Below are 14160 nucleotides of genomic sequence, written 5' to 3' on the forward strand. Positions count from 1 at the left end.
GGCCTTCCATCGCCGATGCGCTTTGAAGACCTGTGCGAGCCATGCGTGCGCATTGGCGATTGCCGACGGCCGAATTATGCTGACAGCACTTTCCGATCGAAGTGGCCTTCGGCGTCAGGTGGTCAAGTGCTTGCAGGAAGCCAGCGAGGTCGTTCGGCGCGCGATCGAGTTGTTAAGGCATCGGAGTTCGTGAGCCGCGCTTGTTCGCTGATGCACGTTCGCGCTTCGCGCTGCTGACTCCTACAGACCATATTGCGAATAGGTAGAACCGATCATAGACTCTTATGCCGCCAAGCTCGCTTGTTCCGCTCACATCAACCTCACGGTCGTTTCAATGAGGCTCTGCCAGGCTTTATCACCCGCCCGGGGGGGGGTTGCCTTACATTAGTTGGAGATAACTCATTTTATAGACCGGTCGTCGCTCGGCGGTAAACAGAGATATGACGTTTGGACTGTTCGGTGAACGCACCTCCTGCCCAATCTCCCCAACGCTCCGCCAGCTTGAGCCCTACGCATTCGGCCATGGTATCGAGTTCCTGATGATAGACGTAACGAACGCGATTGGGCAATCGTTTGACCGACGTACCAGAAAACCAGAGGAGGGTTGAGACCAATTTTTGGGTTAGCGGATCGTGCACATCAGCAGCGATGATCGTATTCTCATGATCCACAACGAGCGTGGAAATTTTCTGGCCGTTGACGAAACCATCCAAGGGCGGCACGCCTACATCTATCACCAAATTCCCTCCATCATCTAACGCCTCCACGGCAGATCGGAGGCAAGCTATTTGCGCTTCGCGCGTGACGGCCTGCGTGAATGTATTCCAAACGCAATACACCAAGTTGTAGCGGTGCTCCGATCTAAATCTTGAAATATCTGCCTTCCAAAACTTAATCAGGCCAGTACGCTTGGCGAGAAGGTTCAACATGCTGTCCGAATTGTCGATACCTTCGACCTTGACGCCTCGCTCGCTCAACGGCACCGCCACGCGTCCGTCGCCAATGCCGAGTTCAAGAGCACTCCCTCCGCTGGAAAATCGCTGAAGAAAGGCGACAGTCTCGCCGACCTCATCATTCTTACCTCGCAGCAATGTAAGTAGCTCATACATTGCCGACCAATTTTCGTCGTAGATGAATTCGTCAGCCATTTCTCCTCCTGTGAGATTGATTTAAAGATTTTAGCAATTACTTCGTATGCAATCGGCTCGGAAATAACGCCGCTCGTTCCGCAACAGGAAATGGTCGAAGGGTGTCGCTCTGGTCGGGCTCCGGACATCGAACGGCTCCGTTGCGGAATGAACGCCGATTCAAAATGCAAGAGCCAAGCCAATTCAAAGAGTCGGTTTAGTTCACTATATTGGCTCTTAGTCTCCGCTTCTGTCTGTTTGCAACGACACGGCTTTGTCAGGGTTCCGACAAAAGATCAGACGATTCTGGTCGCGAAAGGCGCCTCTGAGGGACACCGCGTGCGGGGAGTGGCAACTCTGGCCTGACCTTTACGTCATCACAAACGTTTTGGCCCATAACGAGGCGGTTCCTTTGAAGTCGCCGTGCCGAAGATACATCCATAGTCCCCGGCGGATTCCGATTTCAGCCGTGAGCACTTGCTCAAAAGCTTCGGTTGCACTTTGCGACTGTTCCCCATCGAGGTGCGGATCGCAGGGTTAAATCCTGCTTCCGAGAGCCGGGGGCAAGGACTCGAACCGCGTCCCAGTCTCCTGGCCCGTTCCTGGCTTGGACGAAATCGTTCTGGAGCGGCCGTGCTGCCACGGCCGTAGTGAATTCGGCCCGAGTGTTCTTGCGCCCAGTTTCCCTCTCACGAGGTCGTTTCGACGTATCCCGAATCCACCAGGAATCTCAGGGTGTAGTGATGGACTCCAAGGAAGGGGGGCGGCCTCCGTCATCGTCATGACGCCCTCCGGGTGCGGGGCCTGCGCCGCTGTGACGCGCCTCCAGCCCACGAGCACGGCACCCAGCCCGTGCCTGCCCTCCAGGAGTCCTGCGGGGGGCATTTTCCTGCAACCTCAGCACCACTCCGCTTGAATCGGCGGGTCGGGCCGGCGCAGCGCCGCACGAGATCGTCGAGGTTCGCCTTCATAAAGCGTCTGCTACAATAGACCGCTGTATTGATTGCGCTGCCCGCGAGATTGCAGCAGGCAGGTCCAGCCACCTCCGGCGAGGTCACGGCCGGGATATCAGCGGCCTCTTCGTCTGCTGCGACAGCCAATCCAATGACATGATGCATCAGGAACACGTCCACGAAGTACGCAGCGTCGTCCCGTGAAATCGGCAACATGTCTGCGGTGATTTCATTATGGATATAGGACTCGGCATCCCAAAGGGTGCGAGTCAGCTTCTCGTTGGCGGGCTCAATGCGCTTATGGCTCTTTCGAGCGCGGTGTTGGCGGCCTCGATAAGGACAGTACGGTCGGCCCCGGCGACTGGCAGGGACGCAATAACGGCATGGGAATGCATGACGAACTTTTCATTCTGGAGTGGCGGTCTCTTGCCTCAGCATTTCGGTCGCCATCCCGACGCTGGTTTTTGTGGGGTGGCTCGTCGAAGCGCCGGCGCCACCTTGTGCTCACATGCGCGGCCGCAGGATACGCGAGAATTCGGCAGATTTAATCAAAGAGCACGGCAGCGCCAGGGACAGAACGGTGTCGGCACAGTAGGCGAAAGGGCGATCTCGAGCTTTAGCTCCCCGCACGAAGCGGTCTGGAACCAAGCCTGATCTCCGGAGCCGCCGTCGCGCGTCCCGCCATGCGCAGGCGCGCGCAGTCCGCAAGGGCTTGAGCGGAGCGTCCCTTGCGGACGAGCACGGCTGGGCGAGAGACAGAGCGCGTCGGAGGCAGCGGGTTCAGGCGCCTGATCCTTGGTGAGTCCAGAGCGTCTTCTTTGGTCGACCGCTCGGCCGAAACGCCGTTCCTGGGGTGGCAACCTGGCCCTACCATCTCGAAAGCAGGGAGCTAACGGGATAGGCCTTCCGGTTTAGGCACGCGTTGTCTGGTCGGCGGATAGATGAGTGTTCTGATGTCTGCTAAGATCGAAACCAAGAGTCGAGGGGGCGACAATGGTTGAAGTGTTCCGCGGAAGGGGCGGTAAACTCGAACACGAAGGGGCCGCGCTCGGTAGAATCCATGCGCAGGCAAATCACCGGAAGGCGTTGGGGTACTGGCTCGGGTTCTTGAAGGGCGTGATGGCCAGCGAGCGGGTCGAGAGCGCGGAGATGCCGCCACTCAGGGTCGAAGCTGAGCAGTTCCTGTCCCTTCTTCACGACGACGATGCTGCCGAGCTCATTCGCGATCTGGATGTGTGGGGTAACGCGCCCGAAGAGATCTACGCCATCCTTGAAACAATAGTCGGCATACGCTCGCGGGAGTTTATCGCCGCTGACGAGAAGGACGAAGTCAACGAGTTCTACGGGTTCTGTGCCGGTATCGCCTGCGACAACTCCATCACGCCCGCAGAGGTCGAAAGACTGCTGTCCAGGTTGGACTCGAGTGTGGTCCTGCAGAGAGACAGCCGCGTGGCGTCTCTCGGAGAAACTGCCAGAAGGTCTATTTCTGACCGTCGCATAACCGCCGAGGAGGCAGAAGACATATGCGGGTGGATTGCCCATCTTGTCGGCGACAGCGCGACAGATACGGGGCTGCCTACCTTCGGCAATGTGGGTGTCATTGACGGCGCCTTGGAGGATGCAAGCCGGCTCGTAATTCCGAGTCGGATGTTCGTCCTCACGGGAAAATTCGCCATTGGCCCGCGAAAGGTAATCGCTGAGATGATTTGCGAACGCGGCGGTGATTGGAAGGAAACCGTCTGCGGCCAGACCGACTACCTCGTCGTCGCGGCCGAAGCGTCTCGGGACTGGAAGCACAGCCATGAAGGCACGAAGATCATAAGGGCAATGGAGCTTCGCGAAAAGGGAGGTCGGCCGGATCTGGTTCTTGAACCGATGCTGGCCAAAGCGTTGGATTTCTGACCGCCTCCATCCGGCGAAGGAAAACCTATTATCTTGGAGGTGCGGCTTCAGAGCATGGTCGCGTCGGAGGCGCGGAGCCTGAATACCCGAGCCTTAGTGGATCCTGATACGGGTCTGGGCGCTCGCCACCTTTCTTGACAGTTTTTAAGGCGGGCAGCGGCCGCACCTGCACGAACAATATCTCCCACAGCATCGCGGCACGGTCGTATCTCCCACAGCATCGCGGCACGGTCGTGCTTCACTGGTTCACCCGAAGCAAAAGCGAGGCTCGATGTGCGCCGATGCTATGCTATTTCTCCGTCATGCCGAGATGACCCGTTCGCATCGCGGCCGCTCTCTCGCCTGCACTTGCCCAGATCGACCGCATAGTGACGGAGACAGACGCTCCTTTCACTCAGGTCGTCCGAACGAGCTTCGATGACGTGATGACCACGCTCGCCGCGATCGCCGACGACTGGGGGGTCCCGTCGATGCCGTCACGACGGCGGTAATAGAACTTCGTTCTCCATTGAGATGAGGCTTCAAGGGCTAGATGAATTGTAGTCTTCGTGCTACATAACGGACCAATCTGTAGCGCGAAGGTGACATAATGCCCACTCCACACAACCCTCCGGCTGCGGTGCGGCGCGTGCTGCGCAAGCTTGGGGCTGACATTCATGATGCCCGTCGACGCCGACGGCTGCCGATGGCGGTGGTAGCCGAGCGCGCCTTCACTTCTCGCTCGACTCTGCAAAGGGTCGAAGCCGGGGACACCAACGTCAGCGTCGGCATCTATGCCGGCGTCCTGCAGGCCCTCGGCCTCCTTGAGGGCCTGGGCCAGGTCGCCGACATCAGCAACGACAGCGTCGGTCAGGCGCTCGCCAGTGCCGACCTGCCCAAGCATGTCCACCTCCAGCGGCCAACCGGATCGTCGCGCGATGGCTGACTTCGAGGTCCATATCGATTTGGACGGCCGCACACGCCCGATCGGACTGGCGAGGAGCAATCGCGTCCGGGGAACCGAGACCATCCTCTTCGAGTATGACGGAGCATGGCTTGAGGATCCGGACCGCTTCTCGCTAGAGCCAGCTCTTGCTTTGACCCGCGGAGCCTTCGCCCCCCCTGCAGGTCTTGTGACTTTCGGCTCCATCGGCGACTCAGCGCCGGATACCTGGGGCCGGCGCCTCATGCAGCGCGCCGAACGCCGCCTCGCCGACCAAGAAGGCCGCGCGGTTCGCACGCTTGTAGAAAGCGACTACCTGCTCAGCGTCGCCGACGAGACGCGACTTGGCGCCCTCCGCTTCCGCTGGGTCGGCGAAGAGATTTTCCAAGCGCCGATCCGCACGGGCGTTCCTGCTTTAATCGAGCTTGGCCGTTTGCTCCAGATCACCGAACGATCCTCCGAGACGAGGAAACGGATGAAGACTTGCAGCTCATCTTTGCCCCAGGCTCCTCCCTGGGCGGTGCCCGACCGAAGGCCTCGGTTATCGACCAACATGGTCACCTCTCCATAGCGAAATTCCCGAAGGAGACCGACGACTACAGTATGGAGACCTGGGAACAGATCGCGCTGCGGCTGGCCGGCCAGGCAGGTATTGCCACGCCTCAACACGAGCTGATCGAGGTCGCCGGCAAGCCAGTCATGTTGTCGCGACGCTTCGATCGTGACGGTGCGAGCCGCATCCCGTTCCTGTCGGCGATGGCGATGATGGGCGCCAAGGACGGTGAGCGCGGCAGCTATCCGGAGATCGTCGATGCCCTTGCTCAACACGGCGCCCAGGGGAAGACGGACGCGCATGCCCTCTATCGGCGGGTCGTCTTCAATGTGCTGGTTTCCAATGTCGACGACCACCTCCGCAATCACGGTTTCCTATGGCTGGGAAAGGCGGGGTGGTCTCTCTCGCCGGCATACGACCTCAATCCCGTCCCGACAGATCTCAAGGCCCGGGTGCTGACGACGAACATCGATCTCGATGAGGGCACCTGTTCGCTCGATCTGCTTGAACGCGTCGATATTTTTCGCGCTCACCCTGCCGCAGGCCCGCGCGATTATCAAAGAGGTCGCGACCGTGACAGCGACCTGGCGCGATACAGCCAAGGCGGTCGGCGCTCGATCGGCGGAAATCAGCCGAATGGCCAGCGCTTTCGAGCATGACGATCCCAAGCTGGCGCTGGCGCTATGACGAGGACCTTCCTCCACAATTTCGATCCGCCAACATTCAGCCCTGTCGCGGGCGCGACCGTCGACCTCGACGTCTCGGAGATCGAGGACGCCGGGATTCGCGAAGTGTTGCAGACGCCAGGGGCTGCATATGGCGCGTGGTCTATCCTGGACGCGCTGTTGACGCCAACCGGCGCGGGTACGCCCTTCATCTTCCGGGAACCGCTTGGGCAAGCCCGCGAGGTGAAGGTCGCGCTATCCGGCTTGTTCGGCCGCTTCGTTGCCCGCGCCTATCTGGAACGCTACTTCAACCTTTCGATCTTCGCGCATCTCGGCAGCCGCATCATCGACCTCGATCGCCGCCGGCAGGTCAAAGTCACGCGCTTGTCCCGCGGCGATCTGCCCGACTGGATCGCCTGCGCATCCGACCTGTCCTCCTTGACCGTGGCCGAAGCGAAAGGTTGCCACGATAATGGCGGCCCGGCCAAAGCGTTGAACCGCGCCTGGGCTCAGGCCGGACGGATAGATATCACCGCTGGAGGCCGCAAGATCACAGTGAAGCGCATTGCCATCGCGACCCGCTGGGGGATGGCGGCGCCAAATCCGACGGACGCCCACCTCTCAGTCCGCGATCCGATCGATGAAGGCGAGCCGATCAAGCCGGAGGAGAAAGACGCGCTCTTCATCGGGCTTCTCCGCCTCCATATCGCCAATCTCATCAAGTCGCTTGGGCACGCTGAGCTAGCCAGTGCGCTTCGCGGCCTCACACACCAGCCGTTCGCGCGAAGACTCCAAGGGGATCTCCAACGCGCCCGAGCGCTGCTGGATGCCACGTTGGTGAGAGAGCTGGAAAAGGCCACGACCATGGGCGGACTGATCGGAGGGATCGTCACCCGTGCCGGACCCGTCGCTGACACCGACGTTGCGCCCGCCGATCAGGAGGCGCTCGCTCGCCTCAATCTCCGGCCGGTCTTCGTCGGCATCGAGCGCGATCTCATCCGTGCCGCTATCGACGCGGAGCTGCAAACCGTTCGCATCCGCCTGACGCAGATAGGGGGTCCCGATGATTTTTCTCGGCCTGACCGCGCTGGCGGCTGGATCATCCCGATCGGTGAGGAGCGACGCATCAGAGGAGGCAACTGATCCGGTGACCACCGAACATGAGCATCGTGGGGAAACGGCCGGCGACACCAGACACGGCACGATTAGGCAGAAAGATGGAACGCAGGAGACTGAACGCGGCCACGCCGCGCTGATGCCCACTATCACCACCGACAGGGGACGAAAATTCAGATCGTCTGCCGAAACGTATTCGGCCCCGTCCGGTAGTGTCGTATACCGATACGCTGGGGAAGGCCGCGCCTTGAGGCCAAAATGGCGGCCGCCCGGGTTCAGGCTAGATACGAAGCCTCGGAGGCTGACATCAGTTATCCGAGGAGTTGTATCGCCAGGCCCCGCTCTCTCCGCCATATTATCAATAAAATCAAAAACTTAGAGTAAACTTCCGGAATTTACCCGCCAAAACGCCCATCATGCGGGATGCTATTGATTTAGACGGCATGAGACATCCGGCCGGGGTGTCCCATCGAAAAATACGATTCGGCGCGATCCCACCAATGGCTCAACCTGGATGCAATCCGATTTGGGCTGCTGGGACTAGCCGCTCTTGCCACAAGGACCACGACGATCTGCTGCGCCCCGGTTCGTGTTGTCACCGGCGTAGAGCGGGAGGACAAATTCGGACTCGACCACTCCGGTGAGGTCGCGCAACTCCTTCCCAGGTTTGTTCTCTTGGGCGCTTCTTGAAGACTTTATCGCAGGCACGCCTAGTGAAGATGCGGGTTGCTCCTCGACTACGAACGCCATGCGCTCGCGCCCCGTGTAAATGCTGGGGCGTAAGGGGACCATGAGCGTTTGCGATCAACTTCTGCCCTGCAGAGCCCGAGATTTTCGATCTCAAGCCCTTTCATCGCATCGCCTGTATAGGTCTACGCCGCGGGCTTCTCGATAGGCACCAGGAACGGCCATTGCGGTGGCCAGCGTCCGAGGCGAATTAAACGACGGAACCGGGGTTTGCGCTGCGCCAAAAGCAGGCGTGACGGTCCGCGTGTCAGAATTCCATGGCCTGTCTTGCGTTCTCCGAAACTGGGAACAACTTGAGACTGCCGCTGGCATCTACTGGCCGTTTCAACCGGCGGACATGCCGAAAACGCCAGCCAAAGGCTTCGCCTGGCATAGGGCCAGGCACCATATGCTCCGACCTGAGACGGCTCCAGCTGGCATGGGTGAACAGTTCGACGTTCACCAGCTCGGCCACGCCGACGAACCCACCCAAGTAGCTTGCGTCGATATCGGGATATCGAAACAGGGCTTCCAGCTCCGGCTTCTTGCCGGTGTGCAAGATCAACGGCCCCCGGAAGTCGGTCGGCCAGCTTCTCACTTCGATGGTTTTGCGGCCCAGCAAAATCAGTTCCGCCCAGGGCTGCTTGATGCTGAGTGCTACAAGAAAATTCGGTAGGCCGATAATGGTCATCAAGGCACCGGAAACGTCTCGATCAACTCGCGGGCGAAGCGTTGCTCGATGTCAAAAATCTCTGCCATCGTCAGCTTGCCCTGGGAATGTGTAACCGCCTCTCGCACGATCTGCGGCGCTTCGAACGCGAAGCGCTCGGGTCCATAGGACGATGCGGTGAGCTTTCGTGCCCATGCCAGATAAGCGTCGATATGGATACGCGCATCGCCGTCAGTGAAGTGCGGGTCCTTTTTGGATGTCAGATCGACCGCGTGCGGGACATCTCGGCCGCGCAAAGCGGTTCTGCGCACCGCGCAGGGAATGCAAAGTCCGCATGGTTGACCGATGCGCTTGGTAATGGCGCCGAGCACCTGGCGCGACGCCAGGTTCCAACAGGTCTCGGTTTCGAGGATGGCCTTATCGAACCGCTTGGCACCAAGATGCGCCTTCATCGCCTCGGCGGCTTCGCGTTTGGTTGTGGTCAAAAACGGGTTCTGAACCGACAACGGTTCGCCGAAGAGGTTTGAGAACAGACCGCTCGCCAAGGTGTGCAGCATGGGATGTGCATGGCGGGTCATCCGATAGGTCGCCGCCGGTGGCATCGCGATCGCCAAAGGGCCGTTTTCGAACTGGAGCAACGTCGTGGCGCCATAGGAACGCGCGACCAACGCGCCGAGCGCAAGGAACAGGAAAGAGCGATATTGAAACTGCCCGCCGATGCGTCGTCGTCCATTGGACCACGTGCATCCTACCTGGACATGGCGTTTGAAAGCGAATTGATCGGCCAACTCCGTTTGCCTTGCCTTGGCGCCATAAAAGGAAGCGAGCGCAGCGTCGGTGTCGTTGCGGCGCAGCCAGTCCAGCCCGCTGGTGCTGTCGAGGCCCGCCGAAAACAACGCGGTGGTCTGAACGCGATCTGTGTGTGAGCCATTCAACGAAAGCCGATCGAGCGCGTTCGAGGTCTTTCGCTTGGAGACCGCGAACGTCCATTCAGCGTTGCCCAATAAGCGCAGGATCGCCGTTAGGGCTGCATGGGTTGCGGTCGTCCATGCTGAGGGTTCGCGCACCGAAACAGCCACCTTTACCGATCGAACGCGCTGGCTCGAAATACGCTTGGGAATATAGCGCTCCACTTCCCAGACGAGGCGCGCCACTTCCAGGAGATCAAGCGCTCGGGGATCGAGCCCAAGCGGACCGAGGCCGGCCGCGTTGTGCCACTGGATGCTTGCAAGGTCGAGGTCGATGACCTGTGTCTCCCGCCGCGGCGCCTTGACGATCTCGATATGGGCGGGAATGGTCCGAGGCGTGCTCATCATCCGATTACCAGTTTCGAATAGTTGGCACCTATGGTCGCCAGCAGATCGCCGCTGGCAGCCTTGCGGGTGCGGACGAATTTCTCCTCAAAGCGTTGCTGGATAGCGGCGGCGATCGTATTGGCGGCGCGCTCGACCGACAACTCCGACGCCCCGAGGTCTATGCAGGATTCACCGACAATGCTTTTGGCAATGATTTGCCCGAGAAAGCCGCGACGAATGTCATTCGGGTCGGCGAAGCGGGTCCGATCGAAGGCCACTTCTACCGCTGCCGCATCGCCTCGTTCGGCCACCGCCAGGTTATCGCCCGCAAGGGCGGTTGCAAGAAACGAGCGAAACGCCAGACCGACGCGGTCGATATGCCTTTCATCGACGGCGTCGCCATGCTCGCGCAAAGCTTGGTCAATCGCCACGTCGCAATAGGCGGTGATCGATCCTGAACCTTTGGCAACGCCGCTCTGATCCAAGATGCCAGACCATCTTTGCCCTTGCATTGCCCTGCTGAGTTCTATCAACCTGTCGAGCAGTGTGGTCGCAAAGGGGTCTTGAAATAGCCCCGCCATGAAGCCCGCGCGTCCTCGTTCGCGTAGCAATGCATTGATCTCGCGCGTTAGTCGTGCCTGATCGCCGTCGGCCGTCAGCATTCGTGCGATGTCGCGCAGATACGTGATGGCCCGCAACAGGGAACCGCCCGATCCTGCCGACCCGGCGCCTCCGCCGCCGAGCGAGCCGCTGCCGCCCCCAAATCCCCCCGTTCCCATTCAGATCCTCCCTTGCCAGATTTCTTCGGCGGTCCCCCGCTTCCACGGCTCGGGCACCTTGGCGGCCAGGGGGGATTCTAGAAAAGCGGCCCAAACCGTCCCCCCGGACGCGGTGAGGACATCCAGGCCGGCATGGGTTTTTGCCGCGCGCTGCGCGTCTTCGTCTCCTGTCAGCCCTGGCAGGCGTCTGATGTCGGCCACATTGTCCTTGAGCAGCTCGATCGCGGTCTCGCGATCCGGCGCGCCCCTTGCTGCCAGACAATCCGCGCAATCTATGCGGTTCCTTATGACAACCCGTTGCGCCCAGGCATGCTCGAACAAGCGCAATGTCCGAAGCCTGGCGCGCGCATCGTCCCAACTGAACCGGCGATGACCGGTGCGCATCTCGTTCCAAGCCAACCTGTCCGCCGCGATGGCTGCGAGAAGCGGATAGCGGCGTTGCGCCTCGCCATCGGACAGTCCGGCTAGAATAAGGGCAGCGGTCTGATCGTCATTGGCGGCCTCCGCGATGCGTGCCCTAGTGTAGCGAAGTTCCATTTCCACTTCAGCAAGGTGAAGCGCTCGGGCCACCTCGAGGCCCTGCTGAACAAGTGCTTCGGCGCGGTCGCGGATAACCGGATCGAGCGGACGCATGGCTGGATCGAGAACGCATTCGGCAGCATTGCGGCTGGCCGCCGCAAAGAGGTGCCCGAAGATTGGATTCGCGAAGGCTGAGGGCCCGACCTCCTTGAGGATCGTGTCATAGACCGCAAGCGCGCCATCATAGTCATGATCAAAATACTGGCTGATGCGGGCAAGGTTGTTGCGATACTGTGACAACTGGACGGCGGCATCGGCGATACCAGCGTCGACGGCCGCCTGGGCTTCGGCCACCGCTGCCGCAGCCTCGCGGCGCATCGCTTGTTGCGCTGGCGGTTGCGTGGCGTCAGCCTTGAAACACTCCGACAACATCGCATGTTTTCGCGCCTTTTCGACAGGCGTGGAAAAGTTACGGCCGCTAAGCATGGTGCGGACCAGTGCGAATTGCTGCAAGACAATGGCGGCTTCGCAGATTGAGAACCACGGGGCGGCGGCGAGCTCGTCGACCAAGACGCGGCTTTGCGTTGCTTGATCAAACAGTCGTGCCCGATCCGAGATCGACCAGCCAGCGCCAGCCGCAAGCCAAGCGGCATTGATCGCTTCTGCGGCCTGACTTCCCTCTCTTAGTGAAGCATAGTGACGAACAACTTCGACCAGCGCGCCGAAATCGTGCTCTACCGGCCGATCAAGCAGCATTGTTATGCAGGAGCGATGGGCTGCATCAACTGTTTCGGACGGCAACAATCGCAGCATGGTGCGCCGAACCGTCTCTGCAAGCACCCGTTGTCCTGCAACGCGTACGCAAAAGGGATCGAGCCGGGTAAGTCGGGCTGCTTCCACGCCAGTTATGCGCCCGACATCACCCATGGCCAGCGCCCGCTCGGAGACGCTCAGGATAGCCGACACCAATGGCTCCGCGCGCACCGCGGCTTCGATCTCTTCGTTGGCCATGTCCATCATAAGCTGATCGATCGCCCATTGCCGGGCCGCGTCAGGGACAGCGGAACCTGCGACTACCACCGAACTCAGCGCCGCCGCAGTCACAAGCACGTCCCATGCGACCGCTGAATCGGGAACTTCCCCCAGCAAAACGACAATGTCGGGGATTGCAAGGAGTCGGGCAAGCCCGTTTAGACCTGTGTCCCGAATGGCGGCAATTGCCTGGGCGATCTCGCGATCATGGTGCCGGGGGTCAAGCTGGCGAAAGGCGTCCTCAGCCCACAACCGCAGGCGTTGATCAAAAGTCGCGCCTGAGCGTGGCAAAACCGGAACGACCGGCCGACCTGTATCACGACGCAGGGCTGCGCCAACTGAAAGCAGCCGCGCGCGCGATCCCGGATCGATTGACGCGGAACCGGTTACCGCAAAATATCGACCGGGCCGGGTCCAGGTGCGGGCGAGCGCCGACGACGTCTCATCGATCGGAGCCACCCCGTTTGCAAGCGCGGGAAGTTCGTTGGCGCCTGACAAAAGACGCACTGCCACCCAGGACGCCGGAAACGCTGGCTCGTCACCCCAGCTGACGGCGTCCACGGGCTCGCTAAGCGACCAGACGGCGGGCGCGGCGTAGTCCATCCGGCCGTCAGAGATCACATCGGCGTTGAGAGCCGCAGCACGGCTAACGGCGGCCGCCACCTCCAAAGGCTCTCCCGATGCGAAAGATCCCAAAAGCGCCTCGATCATGATGCGTGCCGCGCGCACGCGGATACGCGAGCGCATGGCGAGGACCGAAATACCCCCGCTTTGGCGCAGCGCTGTTAGCGCCGCACCTCCCTCGACACTTTGGGAGGTCTGCTCATCATGTTCGCCGAGTGAGCAGGCCCAGAAAATCCAGAACGGCGGCGCCGAATGAGGTGTTGGAAACAATCGTTGCGCTAGCGCGGAAACGGCCATCCAGCCGTCGTCGCCATCTGCCGTGCGCAGTTGCGGCGCGGGTGCCCTTTGCCCGATGCCGAAGAAGATGACCACATTCGGCCTCAACGTCCGTGCCAGCGCCACTGCTGCGTCGAGGTCATCAGCGCGAAGCTGGAGCAGGTCGTATTCGTCGATACGGCCGCTCGCGGTAGCGGCTGCCGCAAGGGTTTCAGCAAGGAAATCATGGGCTGCTTGCGGGTCAAAAGCGCGTTCGGGTCCTGGATGCCCGACCAATGCAAGCACTCTCATACGTTCCGGCACCGCCGCGAACCCGAAGCTGCGATCATCATCGACAGTCCGCACGGGCGCGAGCTTGTGGCGGTTGAGCGGACTGATTTCCGCCTGGAACGCTTCCCACGGGACGGCGGATTCCCTGGCGCCCGCGCCGATCCTTAAGAAGAGCGGTTCGCGATCCTCAAACATGCGTTCGTCGAGCGCCGCGGCAATCTCGCCTGCTGGAAAAGCAGACCTGAGTGCCAATCTGGAATCTCGCGACCAAAGGTCGAACGGGCGGTCCAGGAATGGCAGCCGCAACCAGGGAAGCCCAATGTCGCGATCCGGACCTGCACCCGTCAATCGAATGAAGCGCCGAAAAAGGTTTGACGGGGAGGAAGCTTCAGCGAGCTTCACGAACCCCACCAGGTGCGAATCTGGCGTATCAGGCTCGCCTCGTCCGCGCCTCCCAGATGCTTCTCCTCAGTCTGTCCCACGACCTGTGTGAGGAGTGCGAACGAACTGGCTCCGTAGGCCAGCGCTTCCTGAGCGGTTCCGGCATGAGCCGCTATCGACGCGACCGCACCGATGATCGCCAACAACACCACACTGAACCAATAGTAGCTTGATTTGATATATGACGGCGTCGACTCAAAGCGCTTGCGAATGGCCTTGATGATATCCGGCAGAATGCCGCCGACGGCGCCCAGCGCTGCTGTCTCGATGATCCCCATAAGCTCCCTCCC

At 60.7% G+C, this 14160-nt stretch carries 9 protein-coding genes and 1 pseudogene; 4 read left to right on the forward strand and 6 right to left on the reverse strand.

The genetic code is table 11. From position 1 onward, the window contains the following. Positions 1–404: 404 nt before the first annotated feature. A complete protein-coding gene (locus A9K65_RS30545; RefSeq protein WP_064993335.1) occupies positions 405–1148 on the reverse strand; it encodes a class I SAM-dependent methyltransferase in 744 nt (247 codons plus the stop codon). Between the two features lie 1925 nt (positions 1149–3073). Between A9K65_RS30545 and A9K65_RS30550 the strand changes: the two genes are divergently transcribed. The 4 genes and pseudogenes from A9K65_RS30550 to A9K65_RS30570 all read left to right on the forward strand — a co-directional run bounded on the left by A9K65_RS30550 (position 3074) and on the right by A9K65_RS30570 (position 7265). After that, positions 3074–3982: a hypothetical protein gene (locus A9K65_RS30550; RefSeq protein WP_064993336.1), complete on the forward strand. Its 909-nt coding sequence runs from the start codon at positions 3074–3076 to the stop codon at positions 3980–3982. A gap of 589 nt (positions 3983–4571) precedes the next feature. After that, positions 4572–4907: a helix-turn-helix transcriptional regulator gene (locus A9K65_RS30560; protein ID WP_013533370.1), complete on the forward strand. Its 336-nt coding sequence runs from the start codon at positions 4572–4574 to the stop codon at positions 4905–4907. Next, positions 4900–6144 (forward strand): annotated as a pseudogene (locus A9K65_RS30565) (HipA domain-containing protein). Before A9K65_RS30560 ends, A9K65_RS30565 begins: the two are co-directional and overlap by 8 nt. Positions 6145–6386: 242 nt before the next feature. Continuing rightward, positions 6387–7265 (forward strand): hypothetical protein, encoded by an 879-nt coding sequence (locus tag A9K65_RS30570; RefSeq protein WP_245321941.1) that lies wholly within the window; start codon positions 6387–6389, stop codon positions 7263–7265. A gap of 967 nt (positions 7266–8232) precedes the next feature. Here the strand turns inward: A9K65_RS30570 and A9K65_RS30575 are convergent. From A9K65_RS30575 to A9K65_RS30595, 5 genes are all read right to left on the reverse strand, one after another. Then, positions 8233–8655, reverse strand: coding sequence for an ASCH domain-containing protein (locus A9K65_RS30575; RefSeq protein ID WP_064993338.1), 423 nt, complete (start codon positions 8653–8655; stop codon positions 8233–8235). Then, positions 8655–9788: a hypothetical protein gene (locus A9K65_RS30580; RefSeq protein WP_140739804.1), complete on the reverse strand. Its 1134-nt coding sequence runs from the start codon at positions 9786–9788 to the stop codon at positions 8655–8657. Before A9K65_RS30580 ends, A9K65_RS30575 begins: the two co-directional genes overlap by 1 nt. Before the next feature lie 158 nt (positions 9789–9946). Further along, positions 9947–10708 carry a hypothetical protein gene (locus tag A9K65_RS30585; RefSeq protein WP_064993340.1) on the reverse strand — a complete coding sequence of 254 codons (762 nt, stop codon included), beginning with the start codon at positions 10706–10708 and terminating at the stop codon, positions 9947–9949. Continuing rightward, positions 10709–13831, reverse strand: coding sequence for a hypothetical protein (locus A9K65_RS30590; protein WP_140698298.1), 3123 nt, complete (start codon positions 13829–13831; stop codon positions 10709–10711). Next, positions 13828–14148, reverse strand: a complete 321-nt coding sequence (locus tag A9K65_RS30595; protein WP_064993342.1) for a hypothetical protein — start codon at positions 14146–14148, stop codon at positions 13828–13830. The genes A9K65_RS30590 and A9K65_RS30595 overlap by 4 nt, the downstream gene beginning before the upstream one ends. Positions 14149–14160: the final 12 nt, after the last annotated feature.

Source organism: Mesorhizobium sp. WSM1497, assembly GCF_001672455.2.
Lineage (GTDB): Bacteria > Pseudomonadota > Alphaproteobacteria > Rhizobiales > Rhizobiaceae > Mesorhizobium > Mesorhizobium ciceri.